We start from the raw sequence: 16,126 nt of genomic DNA, 5'->3' as shown, positions 1-16,126 counted from the left end.
GTGCGCCTGCGTTTAAGGCTATGCTCGCAAGATGATCCTATTTCCCGATTTGCTCCAGTTGCCCCATCAGTTGCGCCACCCGGAAGTGCGCGATCTGGCGTGGGTGATCCTCGCCCCGCCGATGCTCGCCGCCACGCCGTGGCCGCAACGCCATCCGCTGGCGGGCAGCGACTGGGTGCATGACCCTGAGCGGCTGGCGCACTGGCTGCACCGGCTCGACCGGGACAGTTACGGTCTGCTGCAATGGCTGTCCCAGGCCCGCACCCGGCGTCTGGGCCTGTATTACGAGCGGCTGTGGCAGTTTGCCGTGGAGCATGCGCCGGGGATCGAACTGATCGCCGCCAACCTGCCGATCCGCCGCGAGGGTCACACCCTCGGCGAACTCGACATGCTGCTGCGCGACCGCGACGGCGTGCATCACCTGGAACTGGCGATCAAGCTCTACCTCGGCCCGCAGAACGGTGACGGCCGCGATCCGGCGCAGTGGCTCGGCCCCGGCTGCCATGATCGACTGGACCGCAAACTGACCCACCTGAGCGAACACCAATTGCCGATTTCCGCCCGCCCGGAAAGCCGCGAGGCCCTGGCATCGCTGGATATCGAGTCATTCAGTGCGCAGTTGTGGCTGGGCGGTTATCTGCTGTATCCATGGCCCGGACAGTCCGAGCCGCCGAGCGGCGCCCATCCGCAGCATCTGCGCGGCAGCTGGCTGCATCAAAAGGACTGGCCGGCGTTTATCGCCCAGCGCCCGGCCGGACGCTGGCAACCCCTGCCCCGCCATGCGTGGCTGGCGCCGGCACATTACCCGGCAGATCAGGCCTGGAGCCACGAGCAGTTGCGGGCCTGGCTCGATGAGCTCGAACCGCTCGCCCCGGCGCAACTGATGGTGCGCCTGACCGAAAATGCCCGGGGCGAATGGGAAGAAGCCGAGCGGCTGTTTCTGGTTTCCGATCTGTGGCCGAACGTGCCCGGGCAGAGTTAGACGCTCAACCGCAGTGCCAGAGCCGCCAATGTCACCAGCAACACCGGCACCGTCAGCACAATCCCCACCTTGAAGTAATAGCCCCAGCCGATCCGGATATCCTTGCGCTCCAGCACATGCAGCCAGAGCAGAGTCGCCAGACTGCCAATCGGGGTGATCTTCGGCCCCAGGTCGCTGCCGATCACGTTGGCGTAGATCATCGCTTCTTTCACGACACCGGTCGCCTGACTGGCATCGATCGACAGCAAACCGATCAGCACCGTCGGCAGATTGTTCATGATCGACGACAACAATGCGGTCAGCACGCCAGTGCCCATAGCCGCGCCCCACACGCCATACCCGGCAAAGGCATCCAGCCAGCCGGCCAGATGATCCGTCAGCCCGGCATTGCGCAGACCGTAGACCACCAGGTACATGCCCAGGGAGAAAATCACGATCTGCCACGGCGCCTCTTTCATCACTTTGCGCGTGGAGATCTTGTGCCCGCGAGCGGCGATGCCCAGCAACAACGCCGCGCAAACGGCCGAGATGGCGCTGATCGGAATGCCCAGCGGCTCCAGGGCAAAACAGCCCACCAGCAGGATCACCAACACCGCCCAACCCGCGTAGAACGTGGCCTTGTCGTGGATCGCGGTCTCCGGGTGTTCAAGCTGTTCAGGGTCGTAGTCTTTCGGAATGTCGCGGCGAAAGAACCACAACAACACCGCCAGCGTGGCCGCGACGCTGACGAAGTTGACCGGCACCATCACCGCCGCATAACGATTGAAACCAATGTGAAAGAAGTCGGCCGAAACGATGTTGACCAGGTTCGACACCACCAGCGGCAGGCTCGCGGTGTCGGCGATGAACCCCGCGCCCATGACGAACGCCAGGGTCGCCGCCGGGGAAAAACGCAGGGCCAGCAGCATGGAAATCACGATGGGCGTGAGGATCAGCGCCGCGCCGTCATTGGCGAACAAAGCCGATACCAGCGCACCGAGCAACACCATGAAGGCGAACAGCTTGCGCCCGCTGCCCCGCCCCCAACGCGCCACATGCAACGCGGCCCAGGCAAAGAACCCCGCTTCGTCGAGCAACAGGCTGATGATGATCAGCGCTACAAAAGTGCCGGTGGCGTTCCAGATGATCTGCCACACCAGCGGAATATCGCTCAGGTGCACCACGCCAAAAAGCAGCGCGACAATGGCGCCGAGCGTTGCACTCCAGCCGACCCCGAGGCCTTTGGGTTGCCAGATCACCAGGGTGATGGTCAGCAGGAAAATCAGTGACGCAGCGAGCATTCGCGACAGCCTTCAATAAAAGGGGAAAGAATCAGACCACAAAAAAACCTGTGGGAGCCATCCCCCCACAGGTTCGTTATGTTGTCAGAAAAATCAGTGGATCACTTCTTGTGCTGCGCTACCCACTCGCCATAGGCATTGATGAAGCTCTGCAGGAACGGCTTGACCGACTCGTTCAGCTTGCCCGACTCATCGAACGCCGTACCGGCGCCGCCAAGATAGGCCTCCGGCTGCTGCATGCACGGCACGTTGAGGAAAACGAAGGATTGGCGCAAATGCTGGTTGGCGCCAAAACCGCCGATGGCACCCGGCGAAACGCTGATCACTGCGCCCGGTTTTCCGCCCCAGACACTCTTGCCATAAGGTCGCGAACCAACGTCAATCGCGTTCTTCAAGGGTGCCGGCACCGAACGGTTGTACTCCGGGGTGACAAACAGCACCGCGTCGGATGACGCCACTTTTTGCCGAAAAGTGCTGTAGGCTGCCGGCGGTGAATCGCCGTCGATGTCTTCGTTATAGAGTGGCAGATCGCCAATTTCCACAATGTTCAGCTTGAGGTTGGCCGGTGCCAGTTCCGCCAGCGCCAGCGCAACCTTGCGATTGATCGATGCTTTACGCAGGCTGCCGACCACTACCGCGACGTTATAGACATTGCTCATGGGAAGACTCTCGACTGTCCGTGGGAGGAGCCTGTAGTTATAGATGATCCGACGACGATTCCACCAGACGACGAGGGATATTTCCCGCGTCCGGATTATTTTTTTCCTGTAGGAAAACTTACCAAGCTCGATGACGGTCTACCAAGCCGCAAATCAAGCGTTTTATCTCCAGAGGTTCTAAGCAGATGGCAGCAGTACTCGTCGGTCAGTTCCATGCAAGAGATGCGGAAGGCCGCGTTTATTCCGTGCATGAGTTCCAGGAATCCAACCCGTCGGCAGACGGTTTCACCGGCATGGAGCCTGTTACCACCTACAAACTGGCCATTGGCGATCGGGTCAATAAAATCGACGACAACGAATTCCTGCTGGTTCAGTCGGGCATCACGCTGATTCGCGAACCCGAGCCGACTGTCGCTTCATAACCGATTGTTATGAGCAGAAGTCATCCGCGCCGAGTTGGGGTAGGATTCAGCCACTGACCCCAACGGCCGGACATGGACTTCACGCATGCGTTTACGTCATATCGAGGTGATACAGGCGCTTTTACAGACGGGTCACGTGGGCACCGCCGCCGAATGGCTGCAATTGCCGGCGGGCGATGTCGAAGAGCGACTTCGCGAAGCCGAGAGTCAGTTGGGGTTCATGCTGTTCGCCAGCGTGCGCGGACGGCTTCAGGCCACGGCCGAAGCCCGTGCGCTGCAAGTCGAAATCGCCCACATCTATGACGCGCTGGAGCCGGTACAACGGCTGGCCAGCAGCCTCAAGCAATACCTCGCCCCACCCCTTCGAATCATCGGTACCCCGCCGCTGGCCCAGCAGCTGTTGCCGCAAAGTCTCGCCGCATTGCGCCGACGCCTGCCTGACGTGCCCTGCACGCTGCTCAGTGAACCCACCCGCCACATCGTTCGCAGTCTGTTGCTGCGCGAGAGCGATCTGGGACTGAGCCTGCACGACCCCGAACATCCGGATATCCATTGCCAGCCGCTGGCCCAGGGCAAGCTGCAATTGCTCGCGCCTCACGGCTGGCTGCAACCGAAGCAGAAGTACATTTCGCTGCAAGACCTGGCCGGTCAGGCGATGGTCGGCCTCGAAGGCCAGGATCCGCTGAGCCCGGCGCTGGAACACAAACTCCAGGCCTTGCGCCCGGCACCGAGCATCCACACCCGGGTGCAGACCCATCAGATGATGCGCAGCATGGTCGAGGCCGGCGAAGGCCTGGCCATCGTCGACCCGTTCACCGCGCTGGGTGCCCGGGCCGGTGGAATCGACACTTGCCCGTTGTCACCGGCGGTGCCGATCAGCCTCTATGCACTGACCTTCAAGCACGCGCCGCCGACATCGGCCATCCAGACATTGCTGGGTATCGTTACGGAACAAGCCGAGGCGATGCTGGCGAGCTGATCGGGTTTTCCAGCGGATTATCGAACAATCGATACCAGAACAACGCCACCTCGGCGGTGTTCGGATCAATGCCGCGATAACGCAGATGGTCGATGCCACCGATCACATAACCGCAGCGCTCATACAAGCGGCAGGCACCGAGGTTGTTGTTCTGGGTCTCGAGCATGATCCCCGGCAGCTTTTTCTTGCGACTCCAGAACTGCGCCACATCCAGCAACGCTTTCGCCACACCATGGCGGCGTGCTGGCGCATGCACCGCCAGCTCATCGATATGAGCAAAACCGTTCCAGTTGGTGCTGATCACCAGATGCCCTACCGGCTGGTCTTCCAGATACGCCATGAAAATCGCACTGTCGGCGGCATCGCGAAAACTGCTGAATTCCTCGGGGTCGATGCCGTAGCACTTGCGGTACGGCACGATGGGCGTCACGCCCCATTGCGCGACGGGTTTGCCGATTTCGGCAGCGCCATAGGCGGCGACCTCAAAACTGAAATCGCTACCCCAGATATAGGCGGCAAAACCGTCATCGGCAACACGCACCGACAGCCCGGGGTATTTTGGATTCATGACCGGTTGCATACTGGGAAACGCCCTCATTCCTTGACGCAATCGACGGTGTAGTGCCGTCCATTGCCCTCGTCTTCGTGTTGCAGTCCGTGCACATCGACCACGAAACCCGGAAAACTCGCATCGAACGTGCGGGCAAATTTCAGGTAATCGATGATCGACCGGGTGGATTCGGTAAAACGCTCACCGGGCATGATCAACGGAATCCCCGGCGGATAAGGCACCAGCATCACCGCCGCGACACGCCCCTCCAGCTCATCGATCGGCACCGCCTCGACTTCGCCGCGCACCAGTTGATCGTAGGCGTGGGCCGGTTTCATGGCGATTTCCGGCAGCACGGTGTACATGCGCTTGAGGTGCCTGGCGGTGGCGTTGCTGCGATAGCAGGCATGGAGCTGATCGCACAGGTCGCGCAGACCCATGCCGCGATAGCGCGCCGGGTCTTCCTGGGCGACACACTTCAGGCAGGTGTCGAGGCTGACGTTCGCGTCGTAGCTGCGCTTGAACTCCAAAAGCTCGGTCAGCAGCGTGCTCCATTTGCCTTTGGTGATGCCCATGGAGAACAGCACGAGGAACGAATACAGCCCGGTTTTCTCCACCACCAACCCCCGCTCCCAGAGGAAACGACTGACCACCGCCGCCGGAATCCCGTTGTCGCTCAGCGCTCCACCAGCGGTCAGGCCGGGCATCACCAGAGTGACCTTGATCGGATCGAGCAGCACGTAATCGTCGCTGACCTCGCCGAAACCGTGCCAGTCCGCCTCGGGCTTCAGCAGCCAGTCTTCGGTCTGCACCCGATCGATGCCCTCGACACCCGGCGGCTGCCAGATCGAAAACCACCAGTCATTGGCGTCGATGTGTTGCCGCAGATTGGCCAGCGCCCGGCGAAAGCTCAGGGCTTCATCGAAGGTTTCCTGCAACAGCGAGCGCCCGGCCGGGCCTTCCATCATGGCCGAAGCCACGTCCAGCGAAGCGATGATGCTGTACTGCGGCGACGTCGATATATGCATCATGAACGCTTCGTTGAAACGGTCACGATCCAGTTGCCGCGCGCCGCCGTCCTGCACATGAATCATCGAAGCCTGACTGAATGCCGCCAATAATTTATGGGTGGAGTGGGTGGTGAACACCAGCGGGCTGTCGGCACTGCGCGAGGTCGCCATGCCGTAGCGTCCGGCAAAGAATTCGTGAAACGCCGCATAGGCGTACCAGGCTTCGTCGAAATGCAGAACCTCGACGCTGTTGCCCAGGCTCTGCTTGATCAGTTCCGCGTTGTAGCAAAGGCCGTCGTACGTGGAGTTGGTGACCACCGCGAGTTTGACTTTCGGCTCCCGACCCTTGGTCAGCGGACTCGCATCGATCTTGGCCTGGATCGATTCGCGACTGAATTCGCTCAGCGGGATCGGGCCGATGATCCCCAGCTCGTTACGCTCCGGGCACAGATACAGCGGAATCGCCCCGGTCATGATGATCGCGTGCAACACCGACTTGTGGCAGTTGCGATCCACCAGCACCAGATCATCGCGCCCGACCATCGAATGCCAGACGATCTTGTTGGCAGTCGAGGTGCCATTGATCACGAAAAAGGTGTGATCGGCGCCGAAATTGCGCGCAGCCCGCGCTTCCGCTTCGGCCAGCGGCCCGGTGTGATCGAGCAGCGAACCCAGCTCCGGCACCGACACCGACAAATCCGAACGCAGGGTGTTTTCGCCGAAAAACTGGTGAAACGCCTGCCCTACCGGGCTCTTGTGATACGCCACGCCACCGCCATGACCGGGGGTGTGCCAGGAATAATTGGAATCGGCGGTGTGCTGCACCAAGGCCTTGAAGAACGGCGGCAGCAATCCATCCAGATACTTGCGCGCTGCCCGCGCCACCTGGCGGGCGAGAAACGGCACCGTGTCTTCGAACAGATAGAGAATGCCGCGCAACTGATTGAGCTCGGCCATGGCATCGGCCGGGGCGTTCTCCAAAGTGACCTGCTCACCGAGCGCGAAGATCGGCAAGTCCGGCGCCCGCACGCGGGCCAGACCGATCAGTTCGGCCATGTTCTGCAACAAATGGGAATTGGTGCTCGCGTCTTCGGCGGCGATCAACATGCACGCCAAACCATGATGAGTCGACGCCACCAGCCGACCCTCGGCGTAATCCGTGGCCGAAACGATGCTGAAACCTTCCTGCTCCAGTTCATGGGCGATGCCGCGAATGCGTTCGCCGGCAACCGTATCGGCCTTGATGTCGCGGTGAACGATCAACACCGGGAACTTCAGATCTTTGTACATGGGGCTCAGTGTCCTGAGGCGGCGGAGAGTGATCTGCCAATGTCCTCAGGGTAGAGGGTCGGAGCGGATGTGGCGAGGGTGGCCAGTTGTCAGTACTGCCAAAAACAAAGGATCGTCCGGACGCGGCCAGCGCATTCGGACGATCCTTTGCGTTTTACGCCTGGGATTCGGCTTCCAGCAGCTGAGTCCACAGCGCCGGTGCACCAGCGGATTTGGCGATGATCTCCAGGCGCACCTGGTGCTCGGCCAGTTCGGCTTCGGTGGCGCGAATAATCCGCCCCGGTTTGCGGTCCGCCGGCAGACGACGAATTTCAGTGGCGGAGTTGTCCGCGCCCTCACCCGTGCCGTTACCGTCGGAAGCGTTGCCGGCCAGCGACAGGCTAGTCTGGCCACCGGTCATGGTCAGGTAGACGTCGGCGAGAATCTCCGAGTCGAGCAATGCGCCGTGCAGCTCACGGCCGGAGTTGTCGACGCCGTAGCGTTTGCACAAGGCATCGAGGCTGTTGCGCTGCCCCGGGTGACGTTCCCGGGCCATCATCAGGGTGTCGAGGATCGTGCAGTGCTGCGTGATGTCCGCGCGATCCTGCTGACCCATCAGGGCGAATTCGTTGTTGATGAAGCCAACGTCGAACGCCGCGTTATGGATGATCAGTTGCGCGCCGTTGATGAACTCGAAGAACTCATCGGCCACTTCGGCGAAACGCGGCTTGCCGACCAGGAATTCGTTGGTGATGCCGTGGACGCCGATCGCGCCTTCGTCACTTTCGCGATCCGGCTGCAGGTAAACGTGAAAGTGCCGCCCCGTCAGGCGCCGACCGATCAGCTCGACGCAACCGATTTCAATGATCCGGTGACCATCGGTCACCGGCATGCCGGTGGTTTCGGTATCGAGTACAACGGATCTGGTGGCCATCAGTGTTCAGCTCTCAACGGGTCAATCGTGCAAAAGCGGCGATGTTAACACGCCCGTGGCGCACGTCGCGCACCGCCGGGTGATCGGCGCTCATGCAGTTTTTAACAATCATTAGCAATGTTCATAAAGTCTGGGGCAAACCGGCTTGTTAGCGTGCGCGGCCTGTTTCCCAGTGGATTTGAGCACGTCATGAAGACTGCATATGTTTTATTGCTTGGCGCCTGCCTGCTGATGGCCGAAGCGCACGCCACCAGTTTCGTCATCAGCACCGACATCACCCTGAGCCTTACACTCAGCTCCAGCAAAGGCACCAGCGGGTCGTTCAAGGACGACAAGATCGTGCTGGCCGCCAAGGACGATGCGGCGGCCTTCGTTGCCAGCGACGGAGACATTCGCGGCGCGCAGATGGAGGCAGCATTCCAGCGGATTCGCAGCCTGTTGCCAGAACTGTCCGCCACCGACCAGCAGCTGGCCAAGGCCATTCTGATGCTCTGATCAGTCCTGCTTGTAGCCGCGCACTTCATCCACGCCACGGTTGGCCAACTGGTCGGCCCGTTCGTTGCCGTGGTGGCCGATGTGGCCGCGGACCCATTTCCAGGTGACCTTGTGGCGGTTGACCTGCTCGTCCAGTTCCTTCCATAGATCGGCGTTTTTGACCGGCTCTTTGGCCGCGGTTTTCCAGCCGCGCTTCTTCCAGTTGGCCATCCACTCATTGATGCCTTTCATCACGTATTGCGAGTCGGTCACCAGCAGCACTTCGCAAGGACGCTTGAGGGCTTCCAGGCCGCGAATCGCGCCGAGCAGCTCCATGCGGTTGTTGGTGGTATTGGCTTCGCCGCCCCACAGTTCCTTTTCGACGCCCTTGCACACCAGCAAGGCGCCCCAGCCGCCCGGGCCGGGGTTGCCCTTGCAGGCGCCATCAGTGAACAGTTCTACGCTATCGACGCTTTCGCTCATGCCAATCTATCCAGAAAAATGCCTGGCCTCGCCGATCACGGATCGACAACGGCCCGGACCGGGACAGACCCGGCCACAATAAAAGAAGGTTTACGGTTCGATGCGGCGCCGATTGACCTTGGCCATCGGCAACGGAATCAGCTTGCCCATCGGCTCGCGGCGTTCCTGGCGCACCGGACGCAGGCCGACCACGATCTTGCGCGCGACCAACAGATAGAAGCCGCCGCCCGCCAGTTGCCAGTCGCCGGCCTTGCGTTCCCAGCCGGCCAGACGGGCCTGCCACTTGGGTGACGCGAGCGGCGGACGATAGCACCCGAAGCGGCGTTTCTCCAGCGCGAAACCCAGCAGGTTGAGCCAGTCGGCGACCCGCGACGGCGAGATGCAGCGCGCCTGGTGCAATGCGTCATGGGCGAACACATGGCGCAGGCCCCAGGTACTCCAGGGGTTGATCCCGACAATCAACAGATGCCCGCCGGGGCGCACACTGCTGGCCGCTTCACGCAGCAGGCCGTGGGGCGACAGGCAGAAATCCAGACCGTGCTGCAACACCACCACGTCGGCGGCGTGTTCACTCAACGGCCAGGCCTGCTCTTCGCAGACGATCTCGACGCCGGGCAATGGCGCACCGAGCCGCACGTTGCGCTGCACTTGCGGCGCCGACGGCGGTGTTTCCGCAGAAGGGCCGTAATGCACCAGATAGCCGCCGAAGAACCGGCAAAGCTCGTCTTCGAGCATGCGCCGCTCTTCGTCCAGCAGAAATTGCCCGAGGGGACCGGACAGCCATTCACGGGCCGCCCCGATCAGGGCCAGCCAGTCAGGATCGGCCTGAGCGAACGCTTTATCGATCATTGCATTCTCCAACACGCCAGGAACCTCTAAGATGCGCCAATGTTACCCGCTTGGCGAATCCGAAGATGATACAGATCAGTGCCCTGCCCGCCTTCACCGACAACTACATCTGGTTGTTACAGGATCATGCCACCCAGCGCTGCGCGGTGGTCGATCCGGGAGATGCCGCCCCCGTGCAGGCGTGGCTTGCCGCGCATCCGGGCTGGGTGCTGGGCGATATTCTGATCACTCATCATCACCATGATCATGTCGGCGGTGTCGAGACGCTTAAAAAGGCTACGGGCGCGACTGTCTACGGTCCGGCCAGCGAAAGCATCCCTGGGCGGGACGTAGCGCTCAAGGATAACGACAAGGTTCGCGTGCTCGGCTGGGATTTCGATGTCTACGCCGTTCCCGGCCACACCCTGGGGCACATCGCCTATTACCATCACGGCCTGCTGTTCTGCGGCGACACCCTGTTCGCCGCCGGTTGCGGCCGGTTGTTCGAAGGCACGCCGGAGCAGATGCACCACTCCCTCGGTCGTCTGGCCGCCCTGCCGGAAGACACACTGGTCTACTGCACCCACGAATACACCCTGAGCAACCTGAAATTCGCCGCTGCGGTGGAGCCGGGCAACCCGGACATTGCCGCCCGTCTGGAAAAAGTCAGCCAGCAACGGCAAAACGGGGTCATGACCCTGCCCTCGACCATTGCCCTGGAAAAGCTCACAAACCCGTTTCTGCGTACCAGTGAAACATTAGTTACACAAAAAGTGGACGAACGGAATGGCGCTCAAAACCGGGCGCCGAGTGAGGTTTTTGCGGCTCTGCGGGCTTGGAAAGATAAGTTCTAAGCCGTTCACCACTTGGTACAAAAACGCTGAATGGTTGACCGCAGGGGGTGCGCTTTCTAGAATCGCCCGACATTTTTGCCCGGAACTTACTTCCAGCCAATGTCGTCATCCATACGTAAGTCCGTCAATTCAGACGCATTGACCCGCTTGGCGCAAGCCATCGCGGTGGCTGTGTCCGCCACGCTGGCGGGCTGTTCCAGCCATGCTCCGCAGACTGAAGCGACCCATACGCCGAACATTGCTGCGCGAGCCAAGCAGAAGCCCATCTGGTTGTCCGAGAAGCCCAGCCCGCAGGTGCCCCAAGACATCTGGGAACGCATGCGCGGCGGTTTTCAGCTTCAGGAAGGTCTGGGCGTGAACCCGCGCATCGAGCAACAGCGCCTGTGGTTCGCCAGTAACCCTTCCTTTCTCGAGAACGCCGGCGAGCGCGGCAGCCTCTACATTCATTACATCGTCGAGCGCCTCGAAGAACGCAACATGCCGCTGGAGCTGGCCCTGCTGCCAGTGATTGAAAGTGCCTACAACCCGATGGCCTATTCCCGGGCCGACGCGGTGGGGCTCTGGCAATTCATCCCTTCCACCGGGCGTTATTACAATCTGCGCCAGACCCGTTTCTACGACGGCCGTCGCGACATCACCGCCTCGACAACGGCAGCGATGGATTACCTGACCCGCCTGCACGACATGTTCAACGGCGACTGGCTGCTGGCCCTGGCGGCCTACAATGCCGGCGAAGGCACGGTCAGCCGCGCCATCGAACGCAACGAAAAGCTCGGCCTGCCGACCGACTACTGGAACCTGCCGCTGCCGGCAGAAACCCAGGCGTATGTGCCGAAACTGCTGGCACTGTCGCAAGTAGTGCTGTCGCCGGAAGCCTACGGGGTGAACCTCAACCCGATCGCCAACGAACCTTACTTCCAGGTCGTCGAAATCAACCAGCGCATGGACCTGTCCAAGGTCGCCGCCGTGGCCAACATCGACGAAGACGAGCTGTTCCAGCTCAACCCGGCGTTCAAGCAGCGCACCACCATCGACGGCCCGCAGCACCTGCTGGTGCCGACGTCGAAGGCCCAGCTGCTGACCGCCAGCCTGCAGACCATGCGTCCTGAAGAGCTGATCAGCCCTCGTTCGCTGAAGCCGGTCTTCGAAGGCGCCGATCCGACCGAAGTCGCGAAGCTCAAGCGTGCGTACCGGGTCAAACGCGGCGACAACCTCGGCTCCATCGCCAAGGCCAACAAGGTCGACGTCAAGGACCTGCAACGCTGGAACAAGCTGACCGGCAAGAATCTCAAGGTCGGCCAGACCCTGGTCATGCAGGACACCACCAAACGCACCCCGGCCGGCAAGTCCGGCGGGCGCATCAACACCGTGATCGCAGCCAACACCAAGAGCAAAGCCAAGGACGACAGCAAGCAGCAGACCCAGTACAAGGTCCAGCGCGGCGACACGCTGTATGTTGTTGCCAAGCGTTTCAACGTCGAGATGCAGCATCTCAAGCGTTGGAACCCGGGTGCCGGCAAGGCACTCAAGCCTGGGCAGATGCTCACGGTCTACCAGCCGCACTGACAAAGGGCCCCTGATTTTCAGGGGCTTTTTTTGCCTGTCATTTTTTGCTGTCGATGCAGGCAACTCCCGCAATTAACCGCGCATTAAGCCCCTGTCTTTTTCCTGTCCATACAAGCTGTTACTGTACGGCCCACAAAGCCCAAGCCGCCTGGATCGGATCTGACTTGAAGCGTCCCCTCCTCCTGCTCCTGATCAGCCTGGCCTTGAGCTCCCCCGTCAGCGCCACGATCACCGAAAGCCACGGTTATGCGCAGTTCGGCACGCTCAAGTACCCGGCCAGATTTACCCACTTCGACTGGGTCAACCCGCAAGCGCCCAAGGGCGGCACCTTGCGGGTGATGGCGTTTGGCACCTTCGATACGCTCAATCCCTACACCTTCAAGGGCACCAGCCCGGTCACCACCCCGAATTTCCTGCAGTACGGCATCAACGAGCTGAACGAGCCGCTGATGGTCGGCACCGGCCAGTATTCGCCGTCCGGCGATGAGCCGGCCTCCAGCTATGGCCTGATCGCGCAATCGGTGGAATACAGCGAAGACCGCAGCTGGGTGGTGTTCAATCTGCGCCCGGAAGCGCGCTTCCACGATGGCACGCCGATCACCGCCTACGACGTGGCGTTCTCCTATCGGACGCTGCTCAAGGAAGGTCATCCGCTGTACCGCACGGCGCTTCAGGAAGTGTCGCGGGTCGATATCCTCAACCCGCAGCGCATTCGCTTCATCATGAAGCGCTCGGGCAATCCGCTGCTGATCCTGCGCCTGGGCGAGCTGCCGGTGCTGCCCCAGCATTACTGGAAGGGCCGCGACTTCAAGGCCACCACCTTCGAGCCGCCGCTCGGCAGCGGGCCATATCGCATCACCTCGGTGACGCCGGGACGGCAGCTGATTTTCGAACGGGTCAAGGATTACTGGGGCAAGGACTTGCCGGTCAATCGCGGCAAATACAACTTCGATCGCATGGAAGTCGAGTTCTATCGCGACAGCGACGTGGCCTTCGAAGCGTTCAAGGCCGGCGAGTTCGACATCTATATCGAGCATCAGGCGAAGAACTGGGCCAATGGCTACAACTTCCCGGCGGTCCGCCGTGGCGACGTGATCAAGGCGCAGATCCCGCACCAGATCCCGACCCAGAGCCAGGGCCTGTTCATGAACACCCGGCGAGCCACCTTCTCGGACGTCAAGACCCGCGAAGCCCTGGGTCTGATGTTCGACTTCGAGTGGACCAACCGCGCGCTGTTCAGCGATGCCTACCAGCGCACCACCAGTTACTACCCGAACAGTGAATTCAGCGCCAGCGGCCTGCCGGTCGGTCACGAATGGCTGATGCTCAAGCCGTACAAGGATCAACTGCCGGCCCGGCTGTTCACCGAGCCGTTCACGCTGCCAAAGACTGACGGACGCGGCATTCCCCGGGAAACCATGCGCAAGGCCCTCGCGCTGCTGGCCGAGGCCGGCTGGAAGCTCAATGGCCAACGCTTGCAGAACGCCGCCGGGCAACCGCTGAGTTTCGAACTGCTGCTGGTCAATCCGAACCTTGAGCGGATCCTCCAGCCGTACATCGAGAACCTCAACAGCATCGGCATCGACGCGCGGTTGCGCACGGTGGATCGCGCGCAATACAAGCAGCGCCTGGATCAGTTCGACTTCGACATGATCCTCATGACCCTCAACCAGACCCTCAGCCCGGGGCTGGAACAGTGGCAGTACTTCCACTCCAGCCAGGTCGGGGTCAAGGGCAGCAAGAATTACGCGGGCATCGCCAACCCGGTGGTCGATCATCTGCTCGAGCAACTGCTCGCCGCCCGCACCCGCGATGAACAGGTCGCCGCCGGCAAGGCGCTGGACCGCGTGCTGCTCTGGCAGCACTACAGCATTCCCAACTGGTACCTCAATTATCACCGTCTGGCGTACCGCAACCGGTTCGCCTTCGTCACCACGCCGCCCTACACCCTGGGCCTGAGCGCGTGGTGGCTGAAATCTTCGGAGAAAGGTCAATGAACGCCGTTCGCACCCTGCTCGTGCAGGCTTGCGGCCTGTTGTTCGCCGGGCTGGCCTGCGCCGCCCCGCAACACGCCGTGACCCTGTACAACGAGCCGCCGAAATACCCCGCCGATTTCAAGCATTTCGATTACGTCGACCCCAATGCGCCCAAGGGCGGGGTTTTCCGTCAGGCCGGTTTCGGCGGCTTCGACAGCCTCAACCCGTTCATCAGCAAAGGCGTGCCGGCCGATGACGTCGGGCAGATCTACGACACCCTGACCCGGCATAGCCTCGACGAGCCGTTCACCGAGTACGGCCTGATCGCCGGCAAGATCGAAAAGGCCCCGGACAACAGCTGGGTGCGTTTCTACCTGCGCCCCGAAGCGCGTTTCCATGACGGCCACCCGGTGCGTGCCGAAGACGTAGTGTTCAGCTTCGAGACCCTGACGAAAGAAGGCTCGCCGATGTTTCGCGGCTACTACAGCGATGTCGAAGAAGCCGTCGCCGAAGACCCGCTCACGGTGCTGTTCAAGTTCAAGCACAACAACAATCGCGAGCTGCCGCTGATCCTCGGCCAGTTACCGGTGCTGCCGAAACACTGGTGGGCCAGTCGCGATTTCAACAAGGGCAATCTGGAAATCCCGCTGGGCAGCGGCCCGTACAGGGTCGCCGAAGTGAAGGCCGGGCGCTCGGTGCGTTACGAGCGGGTCAAGGATTACTGGGGCAAGGACCTGCCGGTCAATCGCGGTTTCTACAATTTCGATGTGATGACCACCGACTACTTCCGCGACAACACCGTCGCCCTCGAAGCGCTGAAGGCCGGGCAGTTCGACTACTGGCTGGAAATGACCGCGAAGAACTGGGCCAACGCCTACAACATCCCGGCGGTCACCGAAGGCCGACTGGTCAAGGAACTGATCCCCAACGGCAACCCGACCGGCATGCAGGGTTTCGTCTTCAACCTGCGCCGTCCGGTGTTCCAGGACGTTCGCGTGCGCCAGGCATTGGGTCTGCTGCTCGACTTCGAATGGACCAACAAGCAGCTGTTCAACAGCGCCTACGTGCGCACCCGCAGTTATTTCGAGAACTCGGAAATGGCCGCCACCGGCCTGCCGGACGCCGATCAACTGGCGATCCTCGACCCGTTCCGGCGCCAGCTCCCGGCGCAGGTGTTCAGCGAAGCCTTCGAAAACCCCAAGACCGACGCCAGCGGCATGATCCGCCTGCAGCAACGCGAGGCCTATCAACTGCTGCAAGAGGCCGGCTGGAAGATCGTCGACGACAAAATGGTCGACACCACCGGCAAACCGGTAGTCATCGAATTCCTGCTGGCCCAGACCGAATTCGAGCGGGTGCTGCTGCCGTTCAAGCGTAACCTCGCCGACCTTGGCATCGATCTGGTGATCCGCCGCGTCGACGTCTCGCAGTACGTGAACCGCGTGCGTTCGCGGGATTTCGACATGATCGTCGGCAGCTTCCCGCAATCCAACTCACCGGGCAACGAACAACGGGAATTCTGGATGAGTGCCGCCGCCGACAAACCGAGCAGCCGCAACTCCATGGGCCTGAAAGACCCGATCGTCGATCAACTGGTCGAGAGCCTGATCAACGCCGACTCGCGCAAAAGTCTGGTGGCCCACGCCCGGGCGCTGGACCGCGTGCTGCAATGGGGTTACTACGTGATCCCCAACTGGCACATCAAGACCTGGCGCGTAGCTTACTGGAACCACATCGGCCACCCGAAAGTCTCCCCCAAGTACGACATCGGCATTAATACCTGGTGGGTCAAGCCCGACACGAAACCTGCGGTAGAAGTGCAAACCCAACTGCAAGCCGACCCTGTGGGCACGGAGTAAT

At 61.4% G+C, this 16,126-nt stretch carries 15 protein-coding genes; 8 read left to right on the top strand and 7 right to left on the bottom strand.

What is annotated here, in order from left to right; translation table 11 throughout:
* Nucleotides 1–31 precede the first annotated feature (31 nt).
* Nucleotides 32–982 (top strand): DUF1853 family protein, encoded by a 951-nt coding sequence (locus DLD99_RS11635; RefSeq protein ID WP_114882294.1) that lies wholly within the window; start codon nt 32–34, stop codon nt 980–982.
* On the opposite strand, the gene DLD99_RS11630 is transcribed toward DLD99_RS11635, so the two are convergent.
* Both DLD99_RS11630 and DLD99_RS11625 read right to left on the bottom strand, forming a co-directional pair.
* A complete protein-coding gene (locus DLD99_RS11630) occupies nt 979–2,262 on the bottom strand; it encodes an arsenic transporter (RefSeq protein WP_114882293.1) in 1,284 nt (427 codons plus the stop codon). The two genes, DLD99_RS11635 and DLD99_RS11630, sit on opposite strands and share 4 nt — an antisense overlap.
* A 101-nt stretch (nt 2,263–2,363) precedes the next feature.
* Nucleotides 2,364–2,921 (bottom strand): NADPH-dependent FMN reductase, encoded by a 558-nt coding sequence (locus DLD99_RS11625; protein ID WP_114882292.1) that lies wholly within the window; start codon nt 2,919–2,921, stop codon nt 2,364–2,366.
* 185 nt (nt 2,922–3,106) lie between these two features.
* Here DLD99_RS11625 and DLD99_RS11620 point away from each other — a divergent pair, with 185 nt between their 5' ends.
* Nucleotides 3,107–3,343 carry a hypothetical protein gene (locus tag DLD99_RS11620; RefSeq protein WP_085708590.1) on the top strand — a complete coding sequence of 79 codons (237 nt, stop codon included), beginning with the start codon at nt 3,107–3,109 and terminating at the stop codon, nt 3,341–3,343.
* An 85-nt stretch (nt 3,344–3,428) separates the two neighbouring features.
* Nucleotides 3,429–4,322, top strand: coding sequence for a LysR family transcriptional regulator (locus tag DLD99_RS11615; protein ID WP_114882291.1), 894 nt, complete (start codon nt 3,429–3,431; stop codon nt 4,320–4,322).
* On the opposite strand, the gene DLD99_RS11610 is transcribed toward DLD99_RS11615, so the two are convergent.
* The 3 genes from DLD99_RS11610 to dnaQ form a co-directional block, all read right to left on the bottom strand.
* Entirely contained in the window at nt 4,288–4,902 is a 615-nt protein-coding gene (locus tag DLD99_RS11610) for a GNAT family N-acetyltransferase (RefSeq protein WP_085708592.1), read from the bottom strand. The genes DLD99_RS11615 and DLD99_RS11610 overlap by 35 nt on opposite strands.
* 14 nt (nt 4,903–4,916) lie before the next feature.
* Complete coding sequence (locus tag DLD99_RS11605; RefSeq protein ID WP_114882290.1) at nt 4,917–7,172, bottom strand: Orn/Lys/Arg family decarboxylase; 2,256 nt, start codon at nt 7,170–7,172, stop codon at nt 4,917–4,919.
* A gap of 154 nt (nt 7,173–7,326) precedes the next feature.
* Complete coding sequence (dnaQ, locus tag DLD99_RS11600) at nt 7,327–8,085, bottom strand: DNA polymerase III subunit epsilon (protein ID WP_085733070.1); 759 nt, start codon at nt 8,083–8,085, stop codon at nt 7,327–7,329.
* 189 nt (nt 8,086–8,274) lie between these two features.
* Here dnaQ and DLD99_RS11595 point away from each other — a divergent pair, with 189 nt between their 5' ends.
* Nucleotides 8,275–8,580, top strand: coding sequence for a DUF2388 domain-containing protein (locus tag DLD99_RS11595; RefSeq protein WP_114882289.1), 306 nt, complete (start codon nt 8,275–8,277; stop codon nt 8,578–8,580).
* On the opposite strand, the gene rnhA is transcribed toward DLD99_RS11595, so the two are convergent.
* Nucleotides 8,581–9,042, bottom strand: coding sequence for a ribonuclease HI (gene rnhA / locus DLD99_RS11590; protein WP_039770807.1), 462 nt, complete (start codon nt 9,040–9,042; stop codon nt 8,581–8,583). It abuts the gene before it with no gap.
* A 90-nt stretch (nt 9,043–9,132) separates the two neighbouring features.
* Nucleotides 9,133–9,891 (bottom strand): methyltransferase domain-containing protein, encoded by a 759-nt coding sequence (locus DLD99_RS11585; RefSeq protein WP_114882288.1) that lies wholly within the window; start codon nt 9,889–9,891, stop codon nt 9,133–9,135.
* A 65-nt stretch (nt 9,892–9,956) separates the two neighbouring features.
* Between DLD99_RS11585 and gloB the strand changes: the two genes are divergently transcribed.
* The 4 genes from gloB to DLD99_RS11565 all read left to right on the top strand — a co-directional run bounded on the left by gloB (nt 9,957) and on the right by DLD99_RS11565 (nt 16,125).
* Entirely contained in the window at nt 9,957–10,724 is a 768-nt protein-coding gene (gene gloB, locus DLD99_RS11580; protein WP_114886648.1) for a hydroxyacylglutathione hydrolase, read from the top strand.
* 99 nt (nt 10,725–10,823) lie between these two features.
* Nucleotides 10,824–12,290 carry a transglycosylase SLT domain-containing protein gene (locus DLD99_RS11575; protein WP_114882287.1) on the top strand — a complete coding sequence of 489 codons (1,467 nt, stop codon included), beginning with the start codon at nt 10,824–10,826 and terminating at the stop codon, nt 12,288–12,290.
* A gap of 164 nt (nt 12,291–12,454) precedes the next feature.
* The gene (locus tag DLD99_RS11570; protein WP_114882286.1) at nt 12,455–14,287 is read left to right on the top strand and encodes an extracellular solute-binding protein; all 1,833 of its coding nucleotides are present in this window, start codon (nt 12,455–12,457) and stop codon (nt 14,285–14,287) included.
* Nucleotides 14,284–16,125 (top strand): extracellular solute-binding protein, encoded by a 1,842-nt coding sequence (locus tag DLD99_RS11565; protein ID WP_114882285.1) that lies wholly within the window; start codon nt 14,284–14,286, stop codon nt 16,123–16,125. Before DLD99_RS11570 ends, DLD99_RS11565 begins: the two co-directional genes overlap by 4 nt.
* Nucleotide 16,126 lies beyond the last annotated feature (1 nt).

The sequence above is a fragment of the Pseudomonas kribbensis genome, assembly GCF_003352185.1.
GTDB lineage: Bacteria > Pseudomonadota > Gammaproteobacteria > Pseudomonadales > Pseudomonadaceae > Aquipseudomonas > Aquipseudomonas kribbensis.
This window is presented reverse-complemented; position numbering and strand designations above follow the sequence as displayed.